Here is a 20003-nt window from a genome sequence, read left to right as displayed (position 1 = left end):
GCCGCTACTCCGCCGCTCGGTCGTGGACGAGGGGCACGACCGAGCCGCTGCGCCTGTACGCCGCGGCGGGAACGGCGAAACGGGCGTACAAGGCGGGCAGAACGACCAGCGTGAGCAGGGTCGCGGTCAATAGCCCCCCAATGACGACGGTCGCCAGCGGCTTCTGGACCTCGGCACCCGTCCCGGTCGCCAGCGCCATCGGAACGAATCCGAGCGAGGCGACGAGCGCGGTCATCGCGACGGGTCGAAAGCGGGTCAGCGCCCCCTCGCAGATCGCCGTTCCGGGATTCACCCCTTCGACTATCAGCCTCCGGATCTGTGTCAGCATGACCAGACCATTCAGCACGGCCACGCCGGACAGCGCGATGAAGCCGACGGCCGCGGAGATGGAGAACGGCATACCGCGAAGCCAGAGCGCAGCTATTCCGCCAGTCAGCGCGAGCGGAACCGCGCTGAAGACGAGCGCCGCGTCCCGTGCAGAGCCTAGCGCCCCGAACAGCAGCATGAAGATCAGTACGAACACCCCGGGCACGACGAAGACGAGGCGCTGGCGGGCGACCGCGAAGTTCTCGAACTGTCCGCCCCAGGAGAGATAGCTGCCCGGTGGCAACTTCACCTGTTCGGCGACCTCCGCCTGCGCCTCGGTCACCAGGGAGCCGATGTCCCGACCTCGGATCTCGGCGGTGGCCACCACCCGGCGCTTGCCGTTCTCGCGGCTGATCTGGTTGTAGCCGACGGTCTGCTCGAACGAGGCGATGTTTCGGAGCGGGATGGACGCTGCCGGCGCGTTCGCATTCGCATGCGGGAGCGGGACCGGAAGCTCCTCGAGCGCCGGGATGCTGTCCCGCAGTTCGTCCGGGAGCCGCACCACGATCTTGAAGCGCCGGTCGCCCTCGAAGACGAGGCCGGCGTCGGTGCCACCGATGGCGGTGGCGATCAGGTCCTGCACCGCGGCGAGGCTCAGGCCCCGCCGCGCGATCTCCCGCTTGTCGATATTGATGTCGAGGAACGGGAGACCGGTCGTCTCCTCCGTCTTCACGCTCTCGGCGCCGTCGATCTTCCGGATGACGTCGGCGATCTGGCCGGCGGTCTTCTGCATCCGCTCGAAGTCGTCGCCGAAGACCTTGACGGCGAGATCCTCGCGCACGCCGGCGATCAGCTCGTTGAACCGCATCTCGATCGGCTGCGAGAAGCCGATCTTGTTGCCGGGAAGCTTTGCGGTCACCGCCTCGATCTTCTTGATCAGATCCTCCTTCGTCATCGTGGGATCGGGCCATTCGTCCTGCGGCTTGACGATGATGTAGGTGTCCGAGGCCGACGGCGGCATCGGGTCGGCGGCGAGATCGGGCGTGCCGGTGCGCGAGAAGACGAACGAGACCTCGTCCAGGGTGCTGATCTGTTTTTCGATGAGAAGCTGCATCCGCTGCGACTGCGCGAGCGCGGTCGACGGCACGCGCTTCACCTCCATGACGATGTTCTTCTCGTCGAGGGTCGGGGTGAATTCCTGGCCGAGACGCGTGAACAGGAGCGCTGCACCGATGAAGAGAAGCCCGGCGGCGGCGATGATGGGGAGTGGCCTCGCGATCGAGCCAGCGAGGAGCGGGGCGTACCAGCGCTTCAGGGTCCTGACGATGACGTTCTCGCGCTCGCTGACGCGCCCGCGTATCGCGATGGCGATGGCCGCCGGGACGAACGTCAGGGACACTACGAAGGCGACGGCGAGGGCGGTCATCACCGTGAGCGCCATCGGCTCGAAAGTCTTGCCCTCGACGCCGGAGAAGGCCAGCAATGGGGTGTAGACCAGTATGATGATGATCTGGCCGAACACGGACGGGCGGATCATCTCGACGGTGGATGCCGTCACGGTGTCCAGGCGCTCCTGCAGCGACAGGGCGCGGCCGAACTCGCGCTGGCGTTCCGCCAAGTGCCGGAGACTGTTCTCCGCGATGATGACGGCGCCATCGACGATGAGGCCGAAGTCCAGCGCACCGAGGCTCATGAGGTTCGCGCTGATCCGCCCCTGCAGCATCCCGCTCGCCGTGACGAGCATCGTGACCGGGATGACGAGGGCGGTGACGAGCGCGGCACGGAAGTTTCCGAGCAGGACGAAGAGCACGGCGATCACCAAAAGTGCGCCTTCGGCGAGATTCTTCGCGACCGTTTGGATGGTGGCGTCGACCAGTTGGGTGCGGTTGAGGACCGTGTGGGCGTAAATTCCCGGCGGGAGCGTTCTGCCGATCTCCTTGATCTTGGCGTCCGCCGCGGCCGCCACCGTCCGGCTGTTGCCGCCGATCAGCATCAACGCGGTTCCGAGCACGACCTCGCGTCCGTCGACGCTCGCGCTGCCGGTCCGGAGTTCCTTCCCGATCGCTACGTCGGCCACGTCCCTGACGCGGACCGGCACGCCGCCACGCGTCGCGACGACGATGTTCTCTATGTCTCCGAGGTTCTCGACGCGGCCGGAGGCGCGTACCACGTATCCTTCGCCGTTTTGTTCGATATAATTCGCACCGCGGCTGGCATTGTTGGCCTCGATCGCCTCGACCACCTGTTTCAACGACAACCCGTAGCCGACGAGCTTCGCCGGATCGGGCTGCACTTGGTATTGCTTGACGAAACCGCCGATGGCATCCGCCCCGGCGACGCCGGGCACCGTCTTCATCTGCGGCCGCACGATCCAGTCCTGCACCGTCCGGAGGTAGACAGTACGCTGGAAGTCGTCCGTGAGCCGCTCGCCTTCCGGTGTGAGGTAGCTCCCGTCGGTCTGCCAGCCGGGCTTCCCGTCGCGGATCGGTGAGGAAGCGCCGGGTTTTTCGTATTCCACCGCCCACCAGTAGATCTCGCCGAGGCCCGTCGAGACCGGTCCCATCCGGACGTCGACGCCGGGGGGCATACCCGACTTGGCTTCGTTGAGACGCTCGGAGACGAGCTGCCGCGCGAAATAGATGTTGGTCCGGTCGCCGAAGACCGCGGTGATCTGCGCGAAACCATTGCGCGAGAAGGAGCGCGTCGATTCCAGACCGGGTATGCCGGCGAGCGCCGTCTCCAACGTGACGGTGACCTGCTTTTCGATCTCGACCGGCGTCATGGCCGGCGCCACGGCGTTGACCTGCACCTGGACGTTCGTGACGTCGGGCACGGCGTCGATGGGAAGCTTCGTCAGCGACCAGGCGCCCGATGCAGCGGCGGCCAGGGCGATCAGCACGACGAGCCATCTTCGGCGGACCGAGAACTCTACGATGCGTTCGATCATCGATCAGTCCTCGTCGCCGGGCTTTGATACCTCGGCCTTGAGCGGGAACGTGTTCGAGACCGCGACGGTCTCGCCGGCAGTGAGGCCGGAGACGATCTCGACGACCGGTCCGTCCCGTCCGCCGAGCACGACGTCGCGCGCTTCGAATCCGTCCTTGGTCCGGGCGAAGACCGCCTTGCGTCCATCGACGGTCTGGACCGCGGCGAAGGGGACCGCGACCGCCGCATCATGCTTTTCGACCGCGATGTTCGCCGTGACGAAGGAGCCAGGGCGCCATCGGCCGCCAGCGTTGTCGAGCGAGACCACGACGCGGGCTGTGCGCGTGTCCTTGTCGAGCAGGGGGCTGACGAACGTGATCTTGCCCGAGCCGGTCTCGGCGATTCCACGCACGGCCACGGCGACATCCTGGCCCTCCCTGACCAGGGGCAGGTCGGTCGACGAAACCGCCAGATCCACCCAGACGCGGCTGAGGTCGACGATGACGAAGAGTTCGGTCTCCAGGCTGTCCCTTCCGACCGCGGTGCCGAGTTCCACCTTTCGTTCGACGATACGGCCGGAGATGGGGGCGCGGACGTTCTGGCTGCGCAGCGTACCGTCCGGCGCCTGCGGCAGTCCGGAGATCTCCGCGTCGCTGACGCCGAGAGCCATCAGCTTCTGGCGAGCGATGCCGAAGCGCATTTCGGTCTGCGCCGCCGCGTTGCGGGACTTGATGTACTGCTGCTCGGGGACGGCTCGGCCTTCCCAAAGCGACTTGTCGCGGGCGGTGAGGTCCTGCTGCAGTTCGTTCGAGAGTTTGGCGGAGAGGTACTCGCTCTTGGCGTCGGCGACCTCCCGGCTCTCAAGAACGCCCAGAACTTCGTCTTTCGCGACGTCGTCGCCGATGTTCTTCCGCAGATCCGCGACCGTGCCGGAAACCTTGATGGAGACGTGCGCGACCCGGCCTGCGTCGGGAACGATCGTGCCCGGCACGGTCAGCCGCTTGGCGATCGGGGCAGGTCCTGCCTGGCGGAGTTCGATGCCTGCGAGCTTGATGCGATCGTCGTCCATGACGATGGCCGCCGGCTTCGCGGAATTCGACTGCGCGGTTGCAGGCACGATGGTGCCCGCCATCGCCGCGAGCGTCGCGACCAGGATCATGGATGCCGTCCGAAAACGCGGGACCATCTTATGCTCCGCTACAGGTAGCGCGAGATCGCCTTGAATTCGGCGAGGACGCTCTTGGTCGACTTGCCCGCCCCGCCGTTGGCGGCCGCGTCCAAGCAGTGGTCGACGTGATCGTGAATCAGGGTCTTCTTCGCCTCGGAGATCGCTTTCTCGACGGCGTGGAGTTGCTGCGCCAGGTCGAGACACGGTCGACCTTCCGCGAGCATCGCGATGACCTTTTGGAGATGCCCGTCGGCCCGCTTCAGCCGTTTGACGATCTCCGCATGACTTTCGTGTATGTGGTCCTTGCTCATGGCTCCGATATCCTATCCCCTGGGAGGGGATACTGAAGGCCGGGGGTTCCGGCAACGGCCCGCTGCGGTCCGCCGCCACGGCAAATCGACGCGGCCGCCCGGCTCAGATCATCAGTTCGTGCCATCCGGACCAGCCGGTATAGAGACCGACGAGCACGATCAGGGCGGCGGAGACGTAGGGCGCGCGATGGGCGAAGCGGCTGAAGCCACTCCAATAGCGTTCGACGTGCCGCATGCTAAGAGCGGCCCGCCAAGCTCCATGACAGCGGTCGGGACGGTCCGCTTCACTTCGAACCTCGCGCATGCAGCAGGCGCGCGTGCGTCGTGCTTCGGAGCAGGCGCCACACGTCGAACCGTCTCCTGATGGCTCGAAATCGCTCGAGTTTGACGACCGAATCGGCCGGTCCGGTGGTACACAGCGGTGGTCACAAATTCCGACCGGTCTTTTCCGGAATCCTTGTTTTTCGGCGGTTTTCGCGCAACCGCGGCATGGGGGAAGGGAGTCCCATCTCTCCGCCACCTGACAATCAGCGCCGATCGGTGCCCGGTAATACCGCCAAGCGGCAAGGCTGAAATTGCGCGGTTTTGAGGGAATGAGCTTCGCGTTACGGTAACAAACCCTAGCAAATTCAACGCTCCCGCCCAGACTACGAATCTGAGGTGCGGCCGTTCGAATGTCTTGTGGGCCCGCCGGTTTCGCTAGGTTTTGCTTCACCGGGAAGTTGTTACCGAGCGTTACCGTGGGCTCGTTTGAGGTTCTTGAGCGCGGCAAGCACTGGAGCAAAACGACTCGATTGGACCACCAAAGAGCCTGGCAAATCTGTGCCGCGGTATGAATTGAGGACGCCGTAACTGATCCCGCCTGTTTAAACGGGATCTTCGTAGCGCTGAGCCGCGATCCGTCATCTAAAGCACGATTCAAAGCCGCTTCGACTTCGCGACGATACCTTCGTTACCTCGCGCTGATCAGGTCGGAGTAACGTGCTCGTCGTCCGCTCGATCTCCGAGCCGGTAGATTCGATTCCAGGTGCGTGCCCACCTGCGGTTGCGGTCGAGCCAGATCAACTGCGAGGTGCGAATCGTCCTAGCGTCAGAGTGCTGCGGATGCTTGGTGACGCGTCCCACCAGTATCAGGACGGACAGCATCAGATCTTGTTGGCGCCTGAACTGCATCACGGCCGTACGCCAGTTCTCAAGCAAAGGCGCGCAGGCGAGCTCAACCGGCGACGGCTCGCCCGCAACATGCGCCGCATTCTCGCCGGCATGCGTGAGATCGAGGACCGCATCCTGGGTATTCCGAACGCGGCGGCCATCCTTCGTACGTTCTTCCATGACTTCGTCGACGGCCTGCTGATCGCCGACTACAAGCAGCTCAAGACGTCCAACAATCCCTAAACGCCTTAGTAGCGGCCGGTTCTACAAACCTTAACCGAGGCCAGCCTAGAAGGACTCGCTCTCAAGGACGCAGAATTCGCTCGTACCACCTCATCCAGCTGCCGTTCGTAGCGCAGGCACGGGCGGCGAAGGACTGCGCATGGATATCGGCTATGTCGCGTCGACGCTATTCTTGGGACGAAAGGCGGATCGCCAAATAGGTTCGTGTTGGGCGCGGGATAGGGGCGGGCTCACAGTACACTCCATGGCTAACGACCGCGGATGTGCCCTCTCGAGGGCGGAGCCATCGACTATTCTGGAGAAAATCGGCTCGTGTACATCATTTTCTCTCAGACAATGAATACAGTGCGTTCTTGCATCATTGTTATGACGACGATGTAATCGACGTCCGCGAACAATTTCCATTGGATCGGAGCGAGACGATCCTGCTCGCTGACCTGCTCGGCGTTCATCACCCAGTTGATCGCGCATCGAGAACTCCTCTCGTGATGACAACCGACTTGCTTATTACCCGAAGAGCTTCGCGCGGGGATTGCCTGTTTGCTTACGCAATAAAGGAAGACGAGGATCTCCAGAACCTGCGTACGATCGAGAAGTTGGAAATTGAAAGAGTCTACTGGTCGATAAGAGGGATTGCGTGGGAGATACAGCTCAGATCCCAACTCAAGACCAACACCGCGCGGAACCTCGCTTGGCTATTCGACTCAGATCTCTCTGTGCGGGCTGAGAATGCTTGGATACAACGGATAAGAACGCAGGTGCAGACCACGAGCCTTGCTTATCCGACAGTGCCGATCAGACTAGTGTGTCGCCTGATAGATGGTCAGCTTGGACTAGAAAGGGGCTCAGCCCTAGGCGTTGTCCGCGCGCTGCTGGCCAGAAAGGAAGTGCTCGTTGACTTGAACCATGCCCCGCCTCTGGCGGAAGTTCCCTGTGCAAAGTTCTCCTTCGCGGAAAGCCAGACATGACTGGCTTGCGCCCCTCGATAGCATCGCTCGCTATCCGCGTGCTTGTCCGCGATCGGGACGACAACCGGCTGAAGCGAATTGTCCACGTGGACGCCTCGATTGATGAGATATGGCTCAAGGATATTGATGACAGAATTTGGCCGTATCGACTAAGCTATTCAGAGTTTATTGCAGACTATAAAGGACCTTCTCCGCGATATGAGGTAGTGTTCGATGAGCCGCAGCAGGTATACATTGCGCCGCCGAATGGCAACACTGCCACGGACGAGAGACAGAGCACGCATTGGGCGATCGTAGCCGTCCTCCTCGCCGGCGCCAGAGACGAGCGATCGCTTTTGTTTTCGGTTAATCGCAGACCGCTCATCGCGACGGCTTGCAAGCAGTTCGGTGTGACGCGACAGACTGTCGTGAACATTCTATTCCGATATTGGGCGCGCGGAATGACGTCGGACGCGCTGCGGCCGGATTTCCGAAAATGCGGCGCGCCTGGTGTGCCACGAAATATTTTGGGCGGAGTAAGGGCCGGGCGACCAAGCGACTTAAGGACGAGGGGCTTTCGATCGGCAAAGTGGCCTCTCGAATGGGGCTGTCCGTCAGTACCGTCGCGCGTTTGTTTGCAGGAAAAGCGAGCCGGTCCGAGCGTGCACGCGACGAGCGCACGATCGCTCAATTGCGGAGAACATGGCTGAGGACGAGACGACTTGATGTGTATTCCAAGCTCTACGCCCTTGATCGTGGTTGGCTAAAAACCGAGGGAAGGTTTGGGTGGCGTGGCTCCACGGGGCCTAAAAAAGACTGGCAAAAATTGGATAAAACGTACGCGCCTCTACTTAGGTCGGCGATGTCGGCGCTGAGGTCGAAGTCTGGGAAAAAGCGAATTTCTTACGCCGCTTTGGGGCGCGAATGCGGTATCAAGAATCTGAAGACAAAGATTGCGAAATTGCCGGAGTGCGCGAGAATCCTATCCAAGCCTTATGTGGGCAGGACGGTGACGAGGCGGAGTCGGCCGACTCTGGCATAGCAACTGCCACGTGCCCTGGAAACCAAGCTCATCAATCGAGAAAAGCGTGCCGCTTCGTTGTGGTCGCAAATGTGCTGGCGCCGATCAAGTGGTCTCGTATGAATTCCCAAGGGGTAAAAACTATTCAGCTAGTACGAACTGCACCCAGAACTCGTAGCCAAAACTTTATGAATCACGCTGGCTCAAAGGGTTTTGAAATGGTTGGGCATTTTGCCGTATCTTTAAAAACTATAATGTCAAATGACATCTGCGAAGAAGGAGAACAAGATGCGGATGCTGATGCTGGGGGCGGCGCTCATGATGATGACATCTGCTGCCATCACATATTCTGCCATGGCGGATGACGACGACGCCAAGGGCGCGCAGAAGCTCGCCATGCAGGGCCGCGACGATTACTGGCATTGCCTGGCGCGGGAATATTCGCGCGACAGCAATCAGGGCCTGTCGGAACAGGATTTTGGCCGTTCGGTTGCGGGCGCCTGTCCGTCGGAGCGGCAATATTACCGGGTGGCATTGCTCGACTATCTCACCACGCAATATCCGAACATCGATTCCGGCGCCCATCTCGCGACCGCGAACAGGGCGGTGGAGTCGGCGCAGAAGGACATCGTGACGGCTTTCATCAAGCATAGGCCGCCGCAGAAATAGGTCGACAGCGGTCGCGGTCCCGTGGCCCTTCCGGCTCCGCGTTCATCCGTGGTATCAATGATCGCATCTGGAACAGGGATGGGCTTCCATGTCGTCTGAGTCGGTGGGTGGCATTTTGGGCGCGATCGTCGCGGCGGTCGTGCTTGCGGTCGCCGTCGTCCTCGGGCCGATCGGCCAGTACGGCAAGCCGCCCAAGCCGGCAAAGGTCGATCCGGGCCCGGCGGCCATGGCGCCGGCAGCCCCCGCGCCGCGCGGCCCGGTGATCAAGGAAGTCCCGAACTAGTCGTCGGCCTGAAAAAGGGTGCTTTTGCCCCTTGAAAAGCGGCTTTGCCGTCCCCATCTAGCTACTAACGGCAACGTTGAGTCACGATCTCCGTTGCTGGAACGACCTTGGAATAGCTAAGGCTGCGCCGGATGTACGCGCGCCCGCCGTTCCGGGGTCGTTGGCATTTTAGGGCCCATTTGGGCCCTTCCCCTTGGAAACCCCGGCTTGGCAGCGCAGGACGCGGCGGATATACGCTGCCGTCATGAATGAAGCGATCAGACCGGGCCCCGACAATCCGCCCCAGGCTCAAGAGGGGCCGGAACTGTCGGTCATCGTCCCGACCTTCAACGAGCGCGACAACGTAACGGTGCTCTACCGGCGCCTGGAGGCGACGCTCGCCAGCGTCGCCTGGGAGGTCGTGTTCGTCGACGACAATTCACCCGACGGCACCTGGGACGTCGTGCGCGCGCTGGCCCAGCGCGACAGCCGCGTGCGCTGTGTCCGCCGCATCGGCCGCCGCGGCCTGTCCGGCGCCTGCATCGAAGGCATCCTGGCCTCCAGCGCACCCTTTGTCGCCGTGATCGACGCCGACCTTCAGCACGACGAGACGCAGCTGCCGAAGATGCTGCTGCTGCTTGCCAGCGACGAGGCCGATCTGGTGGTCGGCAGCCGCTATATCGAAGGCTACAAGAGCGAAGGTTTCAACAAGCAGCGCGCCGGCGCCAGCGCTCTGGCGACCGAGGTCGCCAGGAAGATGCTGCGGGTCGAGATCGCCGATCCCATGAGCGGATTCTTCATGGTCCGCCGCGATCGTTTCGAGGAATTGGCGCCAAAACTTTCGGTGCATGGCTTCAAGATCCTGCTCGACCTGGTCGCGACCGCGCATGGCAGCTTGCGGGCCGTCGAGATTCCCTACACCTTCGGCGCCCGCCAGCACGGTGAGAGCAAGCTGGATTCCATGGTCGCGCTCGACTTCCTGGGCCTCGTGCTGGCCAAGCTGAGCAACGACATCCTCTCGCTGCGCTTCATCCTGTTCGCGATGGTCGGCGGCATAGGTCTCGTGGTGCACCTGGCCACGCTGTTCATCGGGCTTCACGTGTTCAAGGCGCCGTTCGCGGAAGCGCAGGCGGCAGGCGCCGTCGTCGCTATGACCAGCAACTTCGTCCTCAACAACTTCCTCACCTATCGCGATCAGCGGCTGAAGGGCTTTGCGCTGCTGCGCGGCCTGATCGCCTTCTACATCGTGTGCAGCGTCGGCCTGCTCGCCAATGTCGGCGTCGCCTTCTCGGTCTACGACCAGGAGCCGATCTGGTGGCTGGCCGGCCTGGCCGGCGCGCTGATGGGCGTGGTGTGGAACTACGCGATGTCCGGACTGTTCGTCTGGCGCAAGAAATAGCGCGCCAAGGAAACCGGTATGGGCGGGGCTGACGCGCGGATTGTCCGCAACACGGCGCTGGTGATTCTCGCGCTGGTGGCCCTGCGGCTCGTCGCGGCCGCATTCACGCCGATCACTTTCGACGAAGCCTATTACTGGATGTGGTCGAAGAACCTCGCCGGAGGTTATTACGACCACCCGCCGATGGTCGCCTATGTCATCCGCGCCGGCACCATGATCGCCGGCGACACCGAGCTCGGCGTCCGCCTCGTCTCGATCCTGCTCGCGCTGCCGATGAGCTATGCGATCTATCGCTCGGCCGCGATCCTGTTCGGGGGTGCCCGTGTCGCGGCCACCAGTGCCATCCTGCTCAACGTGACGCTGCTGGCCGCGGTCGGCACGCTGATCGTCACGCCCGATGCGCCGCTGCTGGTCGCCTCCAGCTTCGTGCTGTTCTTCCTCGCCAAGGTGCTGGAGACCGGCCGCGGCGTCTGGTGGCTCGCGGTCGGTGCCGCCGTCGGTGCGGCGCTGCTGTCGAAATACACCGCGATGTTCTTCGGGCCGGCGATCCTGATCTGGCTCGCGGCCGTGCCGAAGCTCAGGCGCTGGTTCCTCTCGCCCTGGCCCTATCTCGGCGGCCTCGTTGCCCTTGCGCTGTTCTCGCCGGTGATCCTCTGGAATGCGGATCATCAATGGGTCTCGTTCGCAAAGCAGCTCGGGCGCGCCAGGATCGAGGATTTCCGCCCCGTCTTCATCGCCGAGCTGATCCCGACCCAGATCGCGTTCGCGACCCCGCTGGTCTTCATTCTCGGTGCCATGGGGCTACACGCGCTGACCTGGCGCCGCGCCGGCGCGCTGGCCTCGCGGGTGCTCATCGAGACGATGTTCTGGACCATTGTCGCCTATTTCGTCTGGCATTCGCTGCATGCGCGCGTCGAGGCCAACTGGTTCGCGCCGGTCTACCCGCCCTTCGTGATTGCGGCCGCGGCCGCCGCCAACCTCGTGCAGTGGAAGCCGCGTGCGCGGCGCCTGGTCGATTTTTGCCTGCGCTGGGCTGCACCCGCCGGCATCGTGATGTTTGCGGCCCTGATCGTGCAAGCCAACACGGGCATCTTGTCCGGCTATCGCCGTGACGCGACCGTGCGCAGCGTCGGCGTCGGTTGGCGCGAACTCGCCGCGGAGATCGAAGCCGTGCGCGCCCGCACCGGTGCGACATGCGTGCTCGCGCCGGACTACGGCACCACCGGCTGGCTCGCCTTCTATCTGCCGCGCGGCACTTGCGTGGTGCAGCAGAACCAGCGCATCCGCTGGGTCAACATGCCCGAGCCCGATCCAAAGCAGCTTGCCGGCAAGCTGATCTATGTCGATGAGCTGCGTGAGGGCGGCCATCCCGCCGTCAACGATCTCTTTGCGCAGGTGACGCAGGTTGCGCAATTGCAGCGCAAGCGCGGGCCGCTCGTGATCGAGACCTACGGCATCGATCTGCTCGAAGGCGCCAAGGGCGACGTGCTGGACCGTTCGCCGCCACCGGAAGCGCGGTAATCACCGTCGTCCCGGCGGAGTGTTGGGCGGGTAGCGGTGGCTATTCAGTCGATCATCTCGGCCTTGGCGGTGGCCTGGCTCGGCCTGTGCCGGTCGCGCCAGAACCAGACGGTCACGACGCCGGAGCGGCCGCGGACCTGCGTGAGCAGGGGGCCTGTCAGGACGCCGTTGGGAGTGCCGTGGAAGTCGGCCGCATCCAGCAGCGTGTCGGTCAGCGCGAGCCGCGCATCGTTCTGGGCGGCGACCTCCATCAGCCGGCTTGCGACGTTGACGGTGTCGCCGGTCGCTGTGATGTGCTGGTGGCTTTCGCCGAGACGGGAGGCGACGATCGGGCCGAAATGCGCGCCGATCTTGAAACCGAGCTGGCCCCCGATCGCAGGGGGCAGCGAGGCGATCCAGCGTTCGACGCCGCGATGCAGGTCGATCGAACAATTCAGCGCACGCGCCGCGTCATCCGGCATGGCGTGCGGCAGTCCGAACAGGAGCATGGCGCCGTCGCCGAGAAAGCCGGTGACCATGCCGCCGCAATCGACTGCCGCCTTGTCGATCAACGCGTGAAACGCCTTCAGGAGATCCCTGAGCGCGTCCGGATCGGTCCGTTCGCTCAGCGCCGTAAAGCCGGAGAGATCGATGAAGACCACGGCGGCATCCTGCCGGACGGGCTTCGACAGGAAGTTCGGATCGCGCGCCAGCCACTCCTGCACGGCCGGTGCCTGGAAGAGCGCAAGCGACCTGCTCTTGGCGGCGAAATACTGCGTGCGGCGGCCTCCCGCCCATAGCTGCACGCCGGCAAAGATCGCAACGGGCGGAACCGCGGCCGCAAGCGTGGTCGCGGCGTTCAGCCAGACCCCGTGCGTGAACGCGAACAGATTGAGCCCGGCCCAGGCGATCATCACCGCCGCCGCCGCCATGATGCCGAGCGCGCTGCGCCGCCAGGCGAGCAAGCCCACCAGCAGCACCGGCAGCAGGATGGCGGCAAGCGCGTCGGCGATATGCACCTTGCGGTCGCGCACGATGCCGTCGCCGGCGACGAGATGGGTGATCGCGGTCGAGATCACCTCGACGCCGGGCATGAGGGAATCGAACGGCGTCGGATAGAAATCACCGCCGCCGGCGACCGAGGCGCCGATCACGACGATGCGGTTCTCGATGGCGGCGCGACTGAGCGTGCCGTCGAAGATGCTCTGCGCGCTGACGGTGCGGATGGTGCGGCGCGGGCCGTAATAGGTGATCGGCAGCGCGAAGTCGGTGTCGGTCGGCACCGCGCGATCGCCGAGCATGAGATGATCCGGCGCGATCGTCAGCGGCTTGTCGAGCGCGCGGGTCGCGACCCGCAAGGGGAACGACAGCTCGACCTTGTCGTGCGTCCGGAACAGCATCGGTATCGAGAGCGGCGAGCCGGACTGTCCCGTCGCGACGTTGACGACGCCAACCTCGGCGTGGTCGGCAAATGCGGGCAAGGGCAGCAGGAAGCGCTCGGCTTGCGGCAGGACGGCGAGGGGGCCCCGGCTGCTGGACTCCACGGTCTCGCTGGCGGACGGGAAGATCGCTGCGGCGGCCAGGACCATGGGACCGGTGGCGAGCGTGTTGGCCAGAGTGGCATCGCCGATCGCGGCGCTGCGGTCGACCAGCAAGAGGTCGATCGCGACGACCTTCGGCTTGAACTGCACGATGGTGTCGACGATCCGGGCGAGATCGGCGCGCGGCAAGGGATAGCTGCCGCCGCGTTTGACGACGGTGTCGTCGATCGCGACGATGGTGACGAGATCGGGCGGAGCCTGCACGCCGCGGATTTGCGTCCGCAGGTCGGTCAGCGTCGCTTCGAGGCGGTCGAGAAAGCGCAGATGGCCGTTGGCGTGAGCGGCATAGATGCCTGCACCCCACAGCGCGGTGAGGACGAGTGGCACCAGGATCTGAACGCGTCTAGTCATTACGTACTGCAATCTTCTTCGCTTTGTCGTCCGGGCCTTATTGACCCAGTCTTGCCATCAGCGCGTCGACGCGCGGCTGGCCCCATGTCTTGACGGTCAATGGACCGGTTGCCTCGACATCGACGCCTTCGCCAGGGCCCAGAACGACGCCGCGTCCGCGGCTCCTGCGGCTGACGCCGACACGGCCGTCGGCGACGAAGACCGAGGTTTTTGCATCGGCGACGTCCACGGCCCATTTGGTGCCCCGCACCGCGGCGATCGCCTGCGGTGTCAGCACCTTGAAGGGATTGCCGCCGGGCTTTTTGGGAACCTCGACCAGCAGCGCTTTGCTGCTCAACTCCACGGAGTCAATATGTCCGTCGCGGTTCGCGTCCTTAAGTTCAAATCTGGCGCCGTTTTCCGCAACGATGGTGATGCCGTTGTTGCAGCGCCAGGTTTGCGTGCCGGCGGCGGATGGCGACGGCGTGCAGCCCGCATTGGCGGGCTGCGCGGCCACGTATCCCGTCAACAACGACGACCACGCCAGGGCGAAAAACCCGGCACGTGCGATCCCTCTCATGCCAGCCTCCGTTTGCGTGCGTGGCACAGTTCAAGGCGATGTTGATACGGTACCGTATCACGCGCAGAGGCTGCTGAAAAGTGCCGGGTCTGGCAGCTATTTCGTCGCTGCGGCCTTTTCCAGACCGGCGCGATCAACTTTCGGTCACGGCGCCGTGCTGCGTGAGCGCTCAGTGCGATGTGTGATGTGTGTGTGCGTTGTCGCCATTCCGCTGACATCGGTGCGCCGAAAGACGGAGGGATGGCCAGCGCGACCAGCCTCGCGCAACGCTTCACCGCTATGGTCAGGCCGCATTGAAGACCACGAAAATGACTTGGTTGGATGCGCCCAGAGAGGCCGTCAAAGACGTCCGCTGACCGCACCGATCCAGCCGAGAATTATAGTTAACAGAAGCGTCTAAGTCCGTAGTTCTGCGGGCTTTTTTCTCGAAATGGGACGGCATTAACGAGTTGCCCCATATCTGCCCGAACTTAATCCGCATTTAACTAAAAGTCGCCTTAATGACGCTCCGACCCTCTGCGAGATGCTGTTCCCGGAACCTGACCAGCAGCGGCACTTCGAAGGGGGACTGAGTGACACCGTCCTGGACGCAAGGCGAATGAGTACGAGTATCGCTGCGCAGAGTAACGCGGCACGGAAGTCCAAAAATCCTGGCAAGAATCCACATCGGAAGCCTTCCCGGAAAATGACCACCAAAAACGTGCTTGGCGCCGCTTTGATCGGCTGCGTCGTGCTTGGCGCCGGCTGGACCGTCTACAGCAACATCTTCGCCGCCAGCGTCTATCCGACCGTCGGCAGTAACGGTTACGACGAGCCCGTGATCAAGCGCGCGCCGAAGGTCGCGCTGCGCGAGGCGGGCGATGCCATCAAGGAAGCCTTCGCTCTCCTGCCGGACCGCTTGCAGGTCGCCGCGCCGATCTCGCGCGAGATGTTCAACGAGCGCTTTGCCGCGGCCGCGACGCAAGGGGTGGAATCCAATGCGGCGAGTGCCGTAGCTCAGGCTCCCGCGACGAAGGTCGCCGACACCGCGAAGCCGGGCGTGATCGCGAAGGTCGCCGAAGCGCTGAAGCCGTCCGCCCCGGCCAAGGCCACTGACAAGGCCACTGAAAAGATCGCCGATGCCGCCAGGGCCAAGCGCGCTCCGGATGCTCAGTTGCAACTGGCTTCGGCCGATCCGGCCGAGATCGTGCCGGTGCCCGAAGCGAAGCCAAAATCCTTTGCCGATCGCGCCAAGGCCGCGGTGATGTCGATCACCGGGCCGCGCCAGTCGATGGTCGAGAAGCTCTGGGGCAAGCGCGAGTCCTCCGGCGGACTGCTCGCCTATGCCTCGGCCGATGCCAGCGTGACCGCGTCCATCGCGCCGAGGGAGCAGAACCCCATGCTCGGCGGTTCGGCGCCCTATGAGCGCGACACCGCGGTCTACGACATCACCGCCAAGACGGTTTATCTGCCCGACGGCACCAAGCTCGAGGCGCATTCCGGCCTCGGCTCCAATCTCGATGATCCCCGTTCCTCGCGCGTCCGCATGCGCGGCGTGACCCCGCCGCACATCTACACGCTGAAGCCGCGCGAGGCGCTGTTCCACGGCGTGCCGGCGCTGCGCCTGACCCCGATCGGCGGCGAGAGCGCGATCTACGGCCGCGACGGCCTGCTCGCGCACACCTTCATGCTCGGGCCGAACGGCGACTCCAACGGCTGCGTGTCGTTCAAGGACTACTACGCGTTCCTCGACGCCTACCGCAACAAGGGCATCCGCAAGCTCGCGGTGCTGGCGCGGGTCGATTGATCCCGGTTCATTCCCGATGAGAAAAGGGCCGCTTGCAGCGGCCCTTTTCTTTGTCCTGCGTTGTGGACGCGCTTCAGCCCGGCCAGCACTGTCCGCCGCCGTCGATCCTGAGGACCTGGCCGGAGACGAACGCGCCCATGGGACCGGCGAAGAATTCGACGACGCGCGCGACCTCGTCGACGGTCGCGATGCGGTCGAGCGTGCCGGTCTCGACCATCCGGTCAGGGTCCACCGCGCGCGTGCCGAGGAAGCGGCCGGTGCGGGTATCGCCCGGTGCGATGCAGTTGACGGCGATGTCGTAGGGGCGGAGCTGGTCGGCCAGGCATCGCGTGTAGTGGGTCACGCCGGCCTTCGACACCGCATAGATCGCACCGTTGGTGCGCCCCTTGAAGGCGGCGACCGAGCCAAGCGTGACGATGCGGCCGCGGCGCCGCTCCATCATGCCGCGCGCGACCGCCTGGCAGGTCAGGATGGTCGAGAGCAGATTGCGCTCCAGCACCGCGCGCACATCGGCCTCCTTGATATTCACCGCGTCGTTCGGATCCGGCTTGCCGCCGGCGGCTGCGATGTCGCCGCCGGCGTTGTGCACCAGAATGTCGATCGGTCTGAGCGTGTCTTCTGTCTCGGCTATCACACGCGCGATGTCCTCACCCTTGGTGAGATCGCCGAGCACGCGCTGGGTGCGGACACCGAATTGCCGGCCGATCTCCGCGGCGACCGCGGTGAGGGTGGTACCCTCGCCATATTCCGCCGGCCCGTTCTCGCGCATGCCGTGGATGGCGACGTCGGCGCCGAGCGCGGCAAGCTTCTCCGCAAAGGCGCGACCGAGCCCGCGCCCCGCGCCGGTCACCAGCGCAGTCTTTCCTGCCAAAACCTTGGCCCTGTCATGCGACGTCATGATCTTCTTCCTGTCGTGAGGTGTCAGTCCGCTGCGGGATCGAGGCCGATCGCCTTCGCCTGCACTGCGCGATATCGCACGATCAGCGTTTGACGAAAACCAGGTTGCAGGCACGCGCCTCGTTGCGCTTGCCGCTGCCGCGGGTGCGTTCGAACTGCGCATCGACCGTAAAGGCGTAGGGCGAGCCGGGCGGCAGGTTATTGAGGGTGTAAGTGCTTGCCCCTGTCGTGCCGCGCGCGCTCAAGGTCGTCTTGCCGTCCGGCGGGATCTGGCCATCGATCTCCAGCCGGTTGACGCCGTTCAGGCTCTGCGCCTCGGCGTGGAATACGCCGTTCGCAACGGTGGCGGACAGAGGCCTGGTGAAGCCCTGCGCCTTGCCGGTCGCCTGGCAATTCAACGTCACGTCCCAGTTGCCGTCGAAGTCCTTGCTGCCGCCGGTTCGGGCGTTGCCGGCCGCCGGCGCAAGCGCCGTCTTCTGTTTCAGGCCTTCGATTCGCGCCTTGGCGAGGGTTGCGAAGATGCAATTCGGGAATCGGGCGAGATGGTCTTCGTAGGCACCCAGCGTACCGATGCCATCCGCAGCCTTCCAATGGGCCTCCGCGGCTGCGCAGGGATCAGGCCGCGGCGCGGCTTGCGGGGCCGCTGGCGCGACCGTGACCGCCACCGGCCCGTTCAGGTAGAACTTGCCGATGATCGAGAGCGACAGCTCCGGCAGCTGGGTCTTGCCGCTGGCGTCATAGACGTCGCTGCTGATGTCGCGAAAGACGTCGCCGATCTCCTGCGGCTCCTCGATGTGCTTCAGGAACGCCGTCGTGTAGGGGCTGTTGCGACCGGTGCCATCGGCGGCGACCTGCCCCGATTGCGTCGAGAACGACACGATCGTCCCGCGCGGCGCTTCGACCTTCGACAATCCGCGTCCGAGCGAGGCGGCGCGAGTCGCGGAGCGCTTGAGGTTTTCCGCCAGCGGATTGTCGCGGCAGGAATCGAGCACCAGGATACGCAGGTTCTTGGCCTGTTGCAGGTCGTTCACGATGTCGTCGACGCGCACGAAGCGCTTCAGGTCGGCTTCGTCGGTCAGCACGGCATCGACCGGCATCAGATAGTTCACGCCGTTGTACTGCATCGCATGGCCGCTGTAGTAGAACATGGCGACGTCGGCCCGGCTCGCCGCGCGCGCGAAGCGGATGGTCAGGTCCTGCATGTCGGCCTGGCGCAGGTCGATACCCTCCAGCACCTCGAAACCGCTGCGCCTGAGCGAGCTTGCTACGTCTTCGGCATCGTGCGGCGGGTTGGGAAGCTGCGCCGTCGAGGCATAGGCGCCGTTGCCGATCACCAGCGCCACCCTAGTCTCCGCCGATGCGGGACCCAGGCACAGCCAGCAGGCGAGGAGGGCCAGGAAAAATCGAGGCAAAATTCCAGAAGGAGCACGCATGAATGCCTTCCAGGGAAATATCGAAAAATATCTCTCCAGATTAGCGCATGTCGCGCCGGCATCAATGGCCTCGCTATGGAACCGTCAATTTTGCCGGCCGTGACATCCTGTCACGCCGGGTTCGCCGCCACGGTCTTGCGCAGCGCCATCTCGGTTGCGATCGCCTCCCTCACGGCGGGCCGCGCCTGCATGCGTTCGAGATAGGCCGACAGGGATGGCCATTGCGCGATGTCGACCCCCGCGGGACGCAGCAGCAGCAAGGCCCAGGTGAGGTGGGCATCCGCGACGGTGAAGCTGTGGCCGACGAGGAATTTGCGGTCCGCAAGGTGCGCGGCAGGTACCGACAATGTCTGCGCGATGCGTGCACGCGGCTTGGCGAGCGAGCCGTCGTCCTTGTACCAGAAGGTCGGAAACAGGAACGCCTTGTGGATCTCGGCGCCGATGAAGCTCAGCCATTCCTGGAGGCGATAGCGATCGGGATCGGCGAACCGCGGCGCGAGCCCCGTCTCCGGCTTCAGATCGGCGATGTATTGCAGCACCGCCGCGCTCTCGGTCAGCCGTTCGCCGTTCTCCAGAACCAGGACCGGCACCGCGCCCTTCGGCGAGGCGCCGTGGAAGTCGCTGTCGTCGTCCACGACCTTCTTCGTCAAGAGATGCACCTGATGATAGCGCGCATCGAGGCCGGCTTCCATCAGCGCGATGCGGCTCGCGAGCGAGCAGGCCATCGGCGAGAAATAGAGTTGCAGCATCGCGTTGCTCCGTTATTTCAGCGCATCGCCGCGCGCGATGATCGCGAAGCGGTCGGATAGCTCGGCGAGTGCAACCTCGTGGATGGTCCGGGCGTCCAGCGTGCCGCCGCGGCCGTCGGGCAGGTCGCGCGTGGCGCAGGCGTCGGCGTCGATGGTCGTACGAAAGCCGAGGTCGAGCGCGGCGCGCGCCGTGGAGCTGACGCACATATGCGTCATGAAGCCGGCCAGCACGATGTTCTTCCTGTCGGTTGCGGCAAGGCGCGCCTGCAAATCCGTGCCGGCAAACGCATTCGGCAACTCCTTCTCGATCACCAGTTCGCCGGCACGGGGGCTCAGCTCGGCGACGATGGCGCCGCGCTCGGTGCCGCGATCGAACAGGCTGCCGGCCTTGCCGCGATGGGCAATATGGATGATCGCGGCTCCGCTCTCGCGTGCCCGCGCCAGGAGCGCAGCCGCCCGCGCGATCGCAGCGCGGGCGTCGGGCAACGCGAGAGGGCCTGCGAGATATTCGTTCTGGATATCGATCAGCACCAGCGCGGCGTCGCCAAGGCGCGGCGGGTTGAGATCGGCACCGGCGAGCTGCAGCAGGGTCTTTGCGGTCGTCATGGTCTTGGAAATCTCCGGGGCAAAAGGCTCTGCGAACATAGCCCCGGGAGTGCCTGCCGATATGCAGGGATATTGCAGCGGGTGGCTGCAATATTGCAGGCTGCGCCCGGCCGGTATA

Annotated in this window: 18 protein-coding genes and 1 pseudogene; 8 read left to right on the top strand and 11 right to left on the bottom strand. The window is 64.3% G+C overall.

What is annotated here, in order from left to right:
* Positions 1–4: 4 nt before the first annotated feature.
* From WN73_RS05295 to WN73_RS44480, 5 genes and pseudogenes are all read right to left on the bottom strand, one after another.
* Complete coding sequence (locus WN73_RS05295; protein WP_028175453.1) at positions 5–3253, bottom strand: efflux RND transporter permease subunit; 3249 nt, start codon at positions 3251–3253, stop codon at positions 5–7.
* A gap of 3 nt (positions 3254–3256) precedes the next feature.
* Positions 3257–4417, bottom strand: a complete 1161-nt coding sequence (locus tag WN73_RS05290; protein WP_028175452.1) for an efflux RND transporter periplasmic adaptor subunit — start codon at positions 4415–4417, stop codon at positions 3257–3259.
* 11 nt (positions 4418–4428) lie between these two features.
* The gene (locus tag WN73_RS05285; RefSeq protein WP_028175451.1) at positions 4429–4710 is read right to left on the bottom strand and encodes a metal-sensing transcriptional repressor; all 282 of its coding nucleotides are present in this window, start codon (positions 4708–4710) and stop codon (positions 4429–4431) included.
* Between the two features lie 103 nt (positions 4711–4813).
* Positions 4814–4957, bottom strand: a pseudogene (locus tag WN73_RS05280) (nickel/cobalt efflux protein RcnA); the annotation flags it as partial.
* 719 nt (positions 4958–5676) lie between these two features.
* Entirely contained in the window at positions 5677–5910 is a 234-nt protein-coding gene (locus tag WN73_RS44480) for a DUF6634 family protein (RefSeq protein ID WP_370140738.1), read from the bottom strand.
* On the opposite strand from WN73_RS44480, the gene WN73_RS05275 reads away from it, so the two are divergent.
* The 7 genes from WN73_RS05275 (at position 5815) to WN73_RS05250 (ending at position 11924) form a co-directional block, all read left to right on the top strand.
* Positions 5815–6105, top strand: coding sequence for a Wadjet anti-phage system protein JetA family protein (locus WN73_RS05275; protein ID WP_028175450.1), 291 nt, complete (start codon positions 5815–5817; stop codon positions 6103–6105). The genes WN73_RS44480 and WN73_RS05275 overlap by 96 nt on opposite strands.
* Positions 6106–6368: 263 nt before the next feature.
* The gene (locus WN73_RS05270; protein WP_080668247.1) at positions 6369–7073 is read left to right on the top strand and encodes a TnsA endonuclease N-terminal domain-containing protein; all 705 of its coding nucleotides are present in this window, start codon (positions 6369–6371) and stop codon (positions 7071–7073) included.
* A 475-nt stretch (positions 7074–7548) separates the two neighbouring features.
* Positions 7549–8094: a TnsD family Tn7-like transposition protein gene (locus WN73_RS44475; protein ID WP_074076809.1), complete on the top strand. Its 546-nt coding sequence runs from the start codon at positions 7549–7551 to the stop codon at positions 8092–8094.
* Positions 8095–8361: 267 nt separating this feature from the next.
* Positions 8362–8742: a hypothetical protein gene (locus WN73_RS05265; protein ID WP_011088386.1), complete on the top strand. Its 381-nt coding sequence runs from the start codon at positions 8362–8364 to the stop codon at positions 8740–8742.
* 88 nt (positions 8743–8830) lie between these two features.
* Positions 8831–9025, top strand: a complete 195-nt coding sequence (locus WN73_RS05260) for a hypothetical protein (protein ID WP_028175448.1) — start codon at positions 8831–8833, stop codon at positions 9023–9025.
* A 244-nt stretch (positions 9026–9269) separates the two neighbouring features.
* A complete protein-coding gene (locus WN73_RS05255; RefSeq protein WP_028175447.1) occupies positions 9270–10403 on the top strand; it encodes a glycosyltransferase in 1134 nt (377 codons plus the stop codon).
* An 18-nt stretch (positions 10404–10421) separates the two neighbouring features.
* Positions 10422–11924, top strand: a complete 1503-nt coding sequence (locus tag WN73_RS05250) for a glycosyltransferase family 39 protein (protein WP_028175446.1) — start codon at positions 10422–10424, stop codon at positions 11922–11924.
* A gap of 44 nt (positions 11925–11968) precedes the next feature.
* Here WN73_RS05250 and WN73_RS05245 read toward each other — a convergent pair whose 3' ends face one another.
* On the bottom strand, positions 11969–13855 hold the full coding sequence (locus WN73_RS05245) for a CHASE2 domain-containing protein (RefSeq protein ID WP_028175445.1): 1887 nt from the start codon (positions 13853–13855) through the stop codon (positions 11969–11971).
* Between the two features lie 37 nt (positions 13856–13892).
* Positions 13893–14414, bottom strand: a complete 522-nt coding sequence (locus tag WN73_RS05240; protein WP_028175444.1) for a FecR domain-containing protein — start codon at positions 14412–14414, stop codon at positions 13893–13895.
* 685 nt (positions 14415–15099) lie between these two features.
* Between WN73_RS05240 and WN73_RS05235 the strand changes: the two genes are divergently transcribed.
* On the top strand, positions 15100–16200 hold the full coding sequence (locus WN73_RS05235) for a DUF2778 domain-containing protein (RefSeq protein ID WP_028175443.1): 1101 nt from the start codon (positions 15100–15102) through the stop codon (positions 16198–16200).
* Between the two features lie 73 nt (positions 16201–16273).
* On the opposite strand, the gene WN73_RS05230 is transcribed toward WN73_RS05235, so the two are convergent.
* From WN73_RS05230 to WN73_RS05215, 4 genes are all read right to left on the bottom strand, one after another.
* The gene (locus tag WN73_RS05230) at positions 16274–17098 is read right to left on the bottom strand and encodes an SDR family NAD(P)-dependent oxidoreductase (RefSeq protein ID WP_028175442.1); all 825 of its coding nucleotides are present in this window, start codon (positions 17096–17098) and stop codon (positions 16274–16276) included.
* 82 nt (positions 17099–17180) lie between these two features.
* Positions 17181–18530: a caspase family protein gene (locus tag WN73_RS05225; protein ID WP_028175441.1), complete on the bottom strand. Its 1350-nt coding sequence runs from the start codon at positions 18528–18530 to the stop codon at positions 17181–17183.
* 110 nt (positions 18531–18640) lie between these two features.
* Positions 18641–19279, bottom strand: a complete 639-nt coding sequence (locus WN73_RS05220; protein WP_028175440.1) for a glutathione binding-like protein — start codon at positions 19277–19279, stop codon at positions 18641–18643.
* A 12-nt stretch (positions 19280–19291) separates the two neighbouring features.
* Positions 19292–19885 (bottom strand): cysteine hydrolase family protein, encoded by a 594-nt coding sequence (locus tag WN73_RS05215; protein ID WP_028175439.1) that lies wholly within the window; start codon positions 19883–19885, stop codon positions 19292–19294.
* Positions 19886–20003 lie beyond the last annotated feature (118 nt).

It is taken from the genome of Bradyrhizobium sp. CCBAU 45394 (genome assembly GCF_028128655.1).
GTDB classification, from domain to species: domain Bacteria; phylum Pseudomonadota; class Alphaproteobacteria; order Rhizobiales; family Xanthobacteraceae; genus Bradyrhizobium; species Bradyrhizobium diazoefficiens.
Note: the sequence above shows the minus strand (reverse complement) of the source record. Positions and strands in the feature narration are given on the sequence as shown.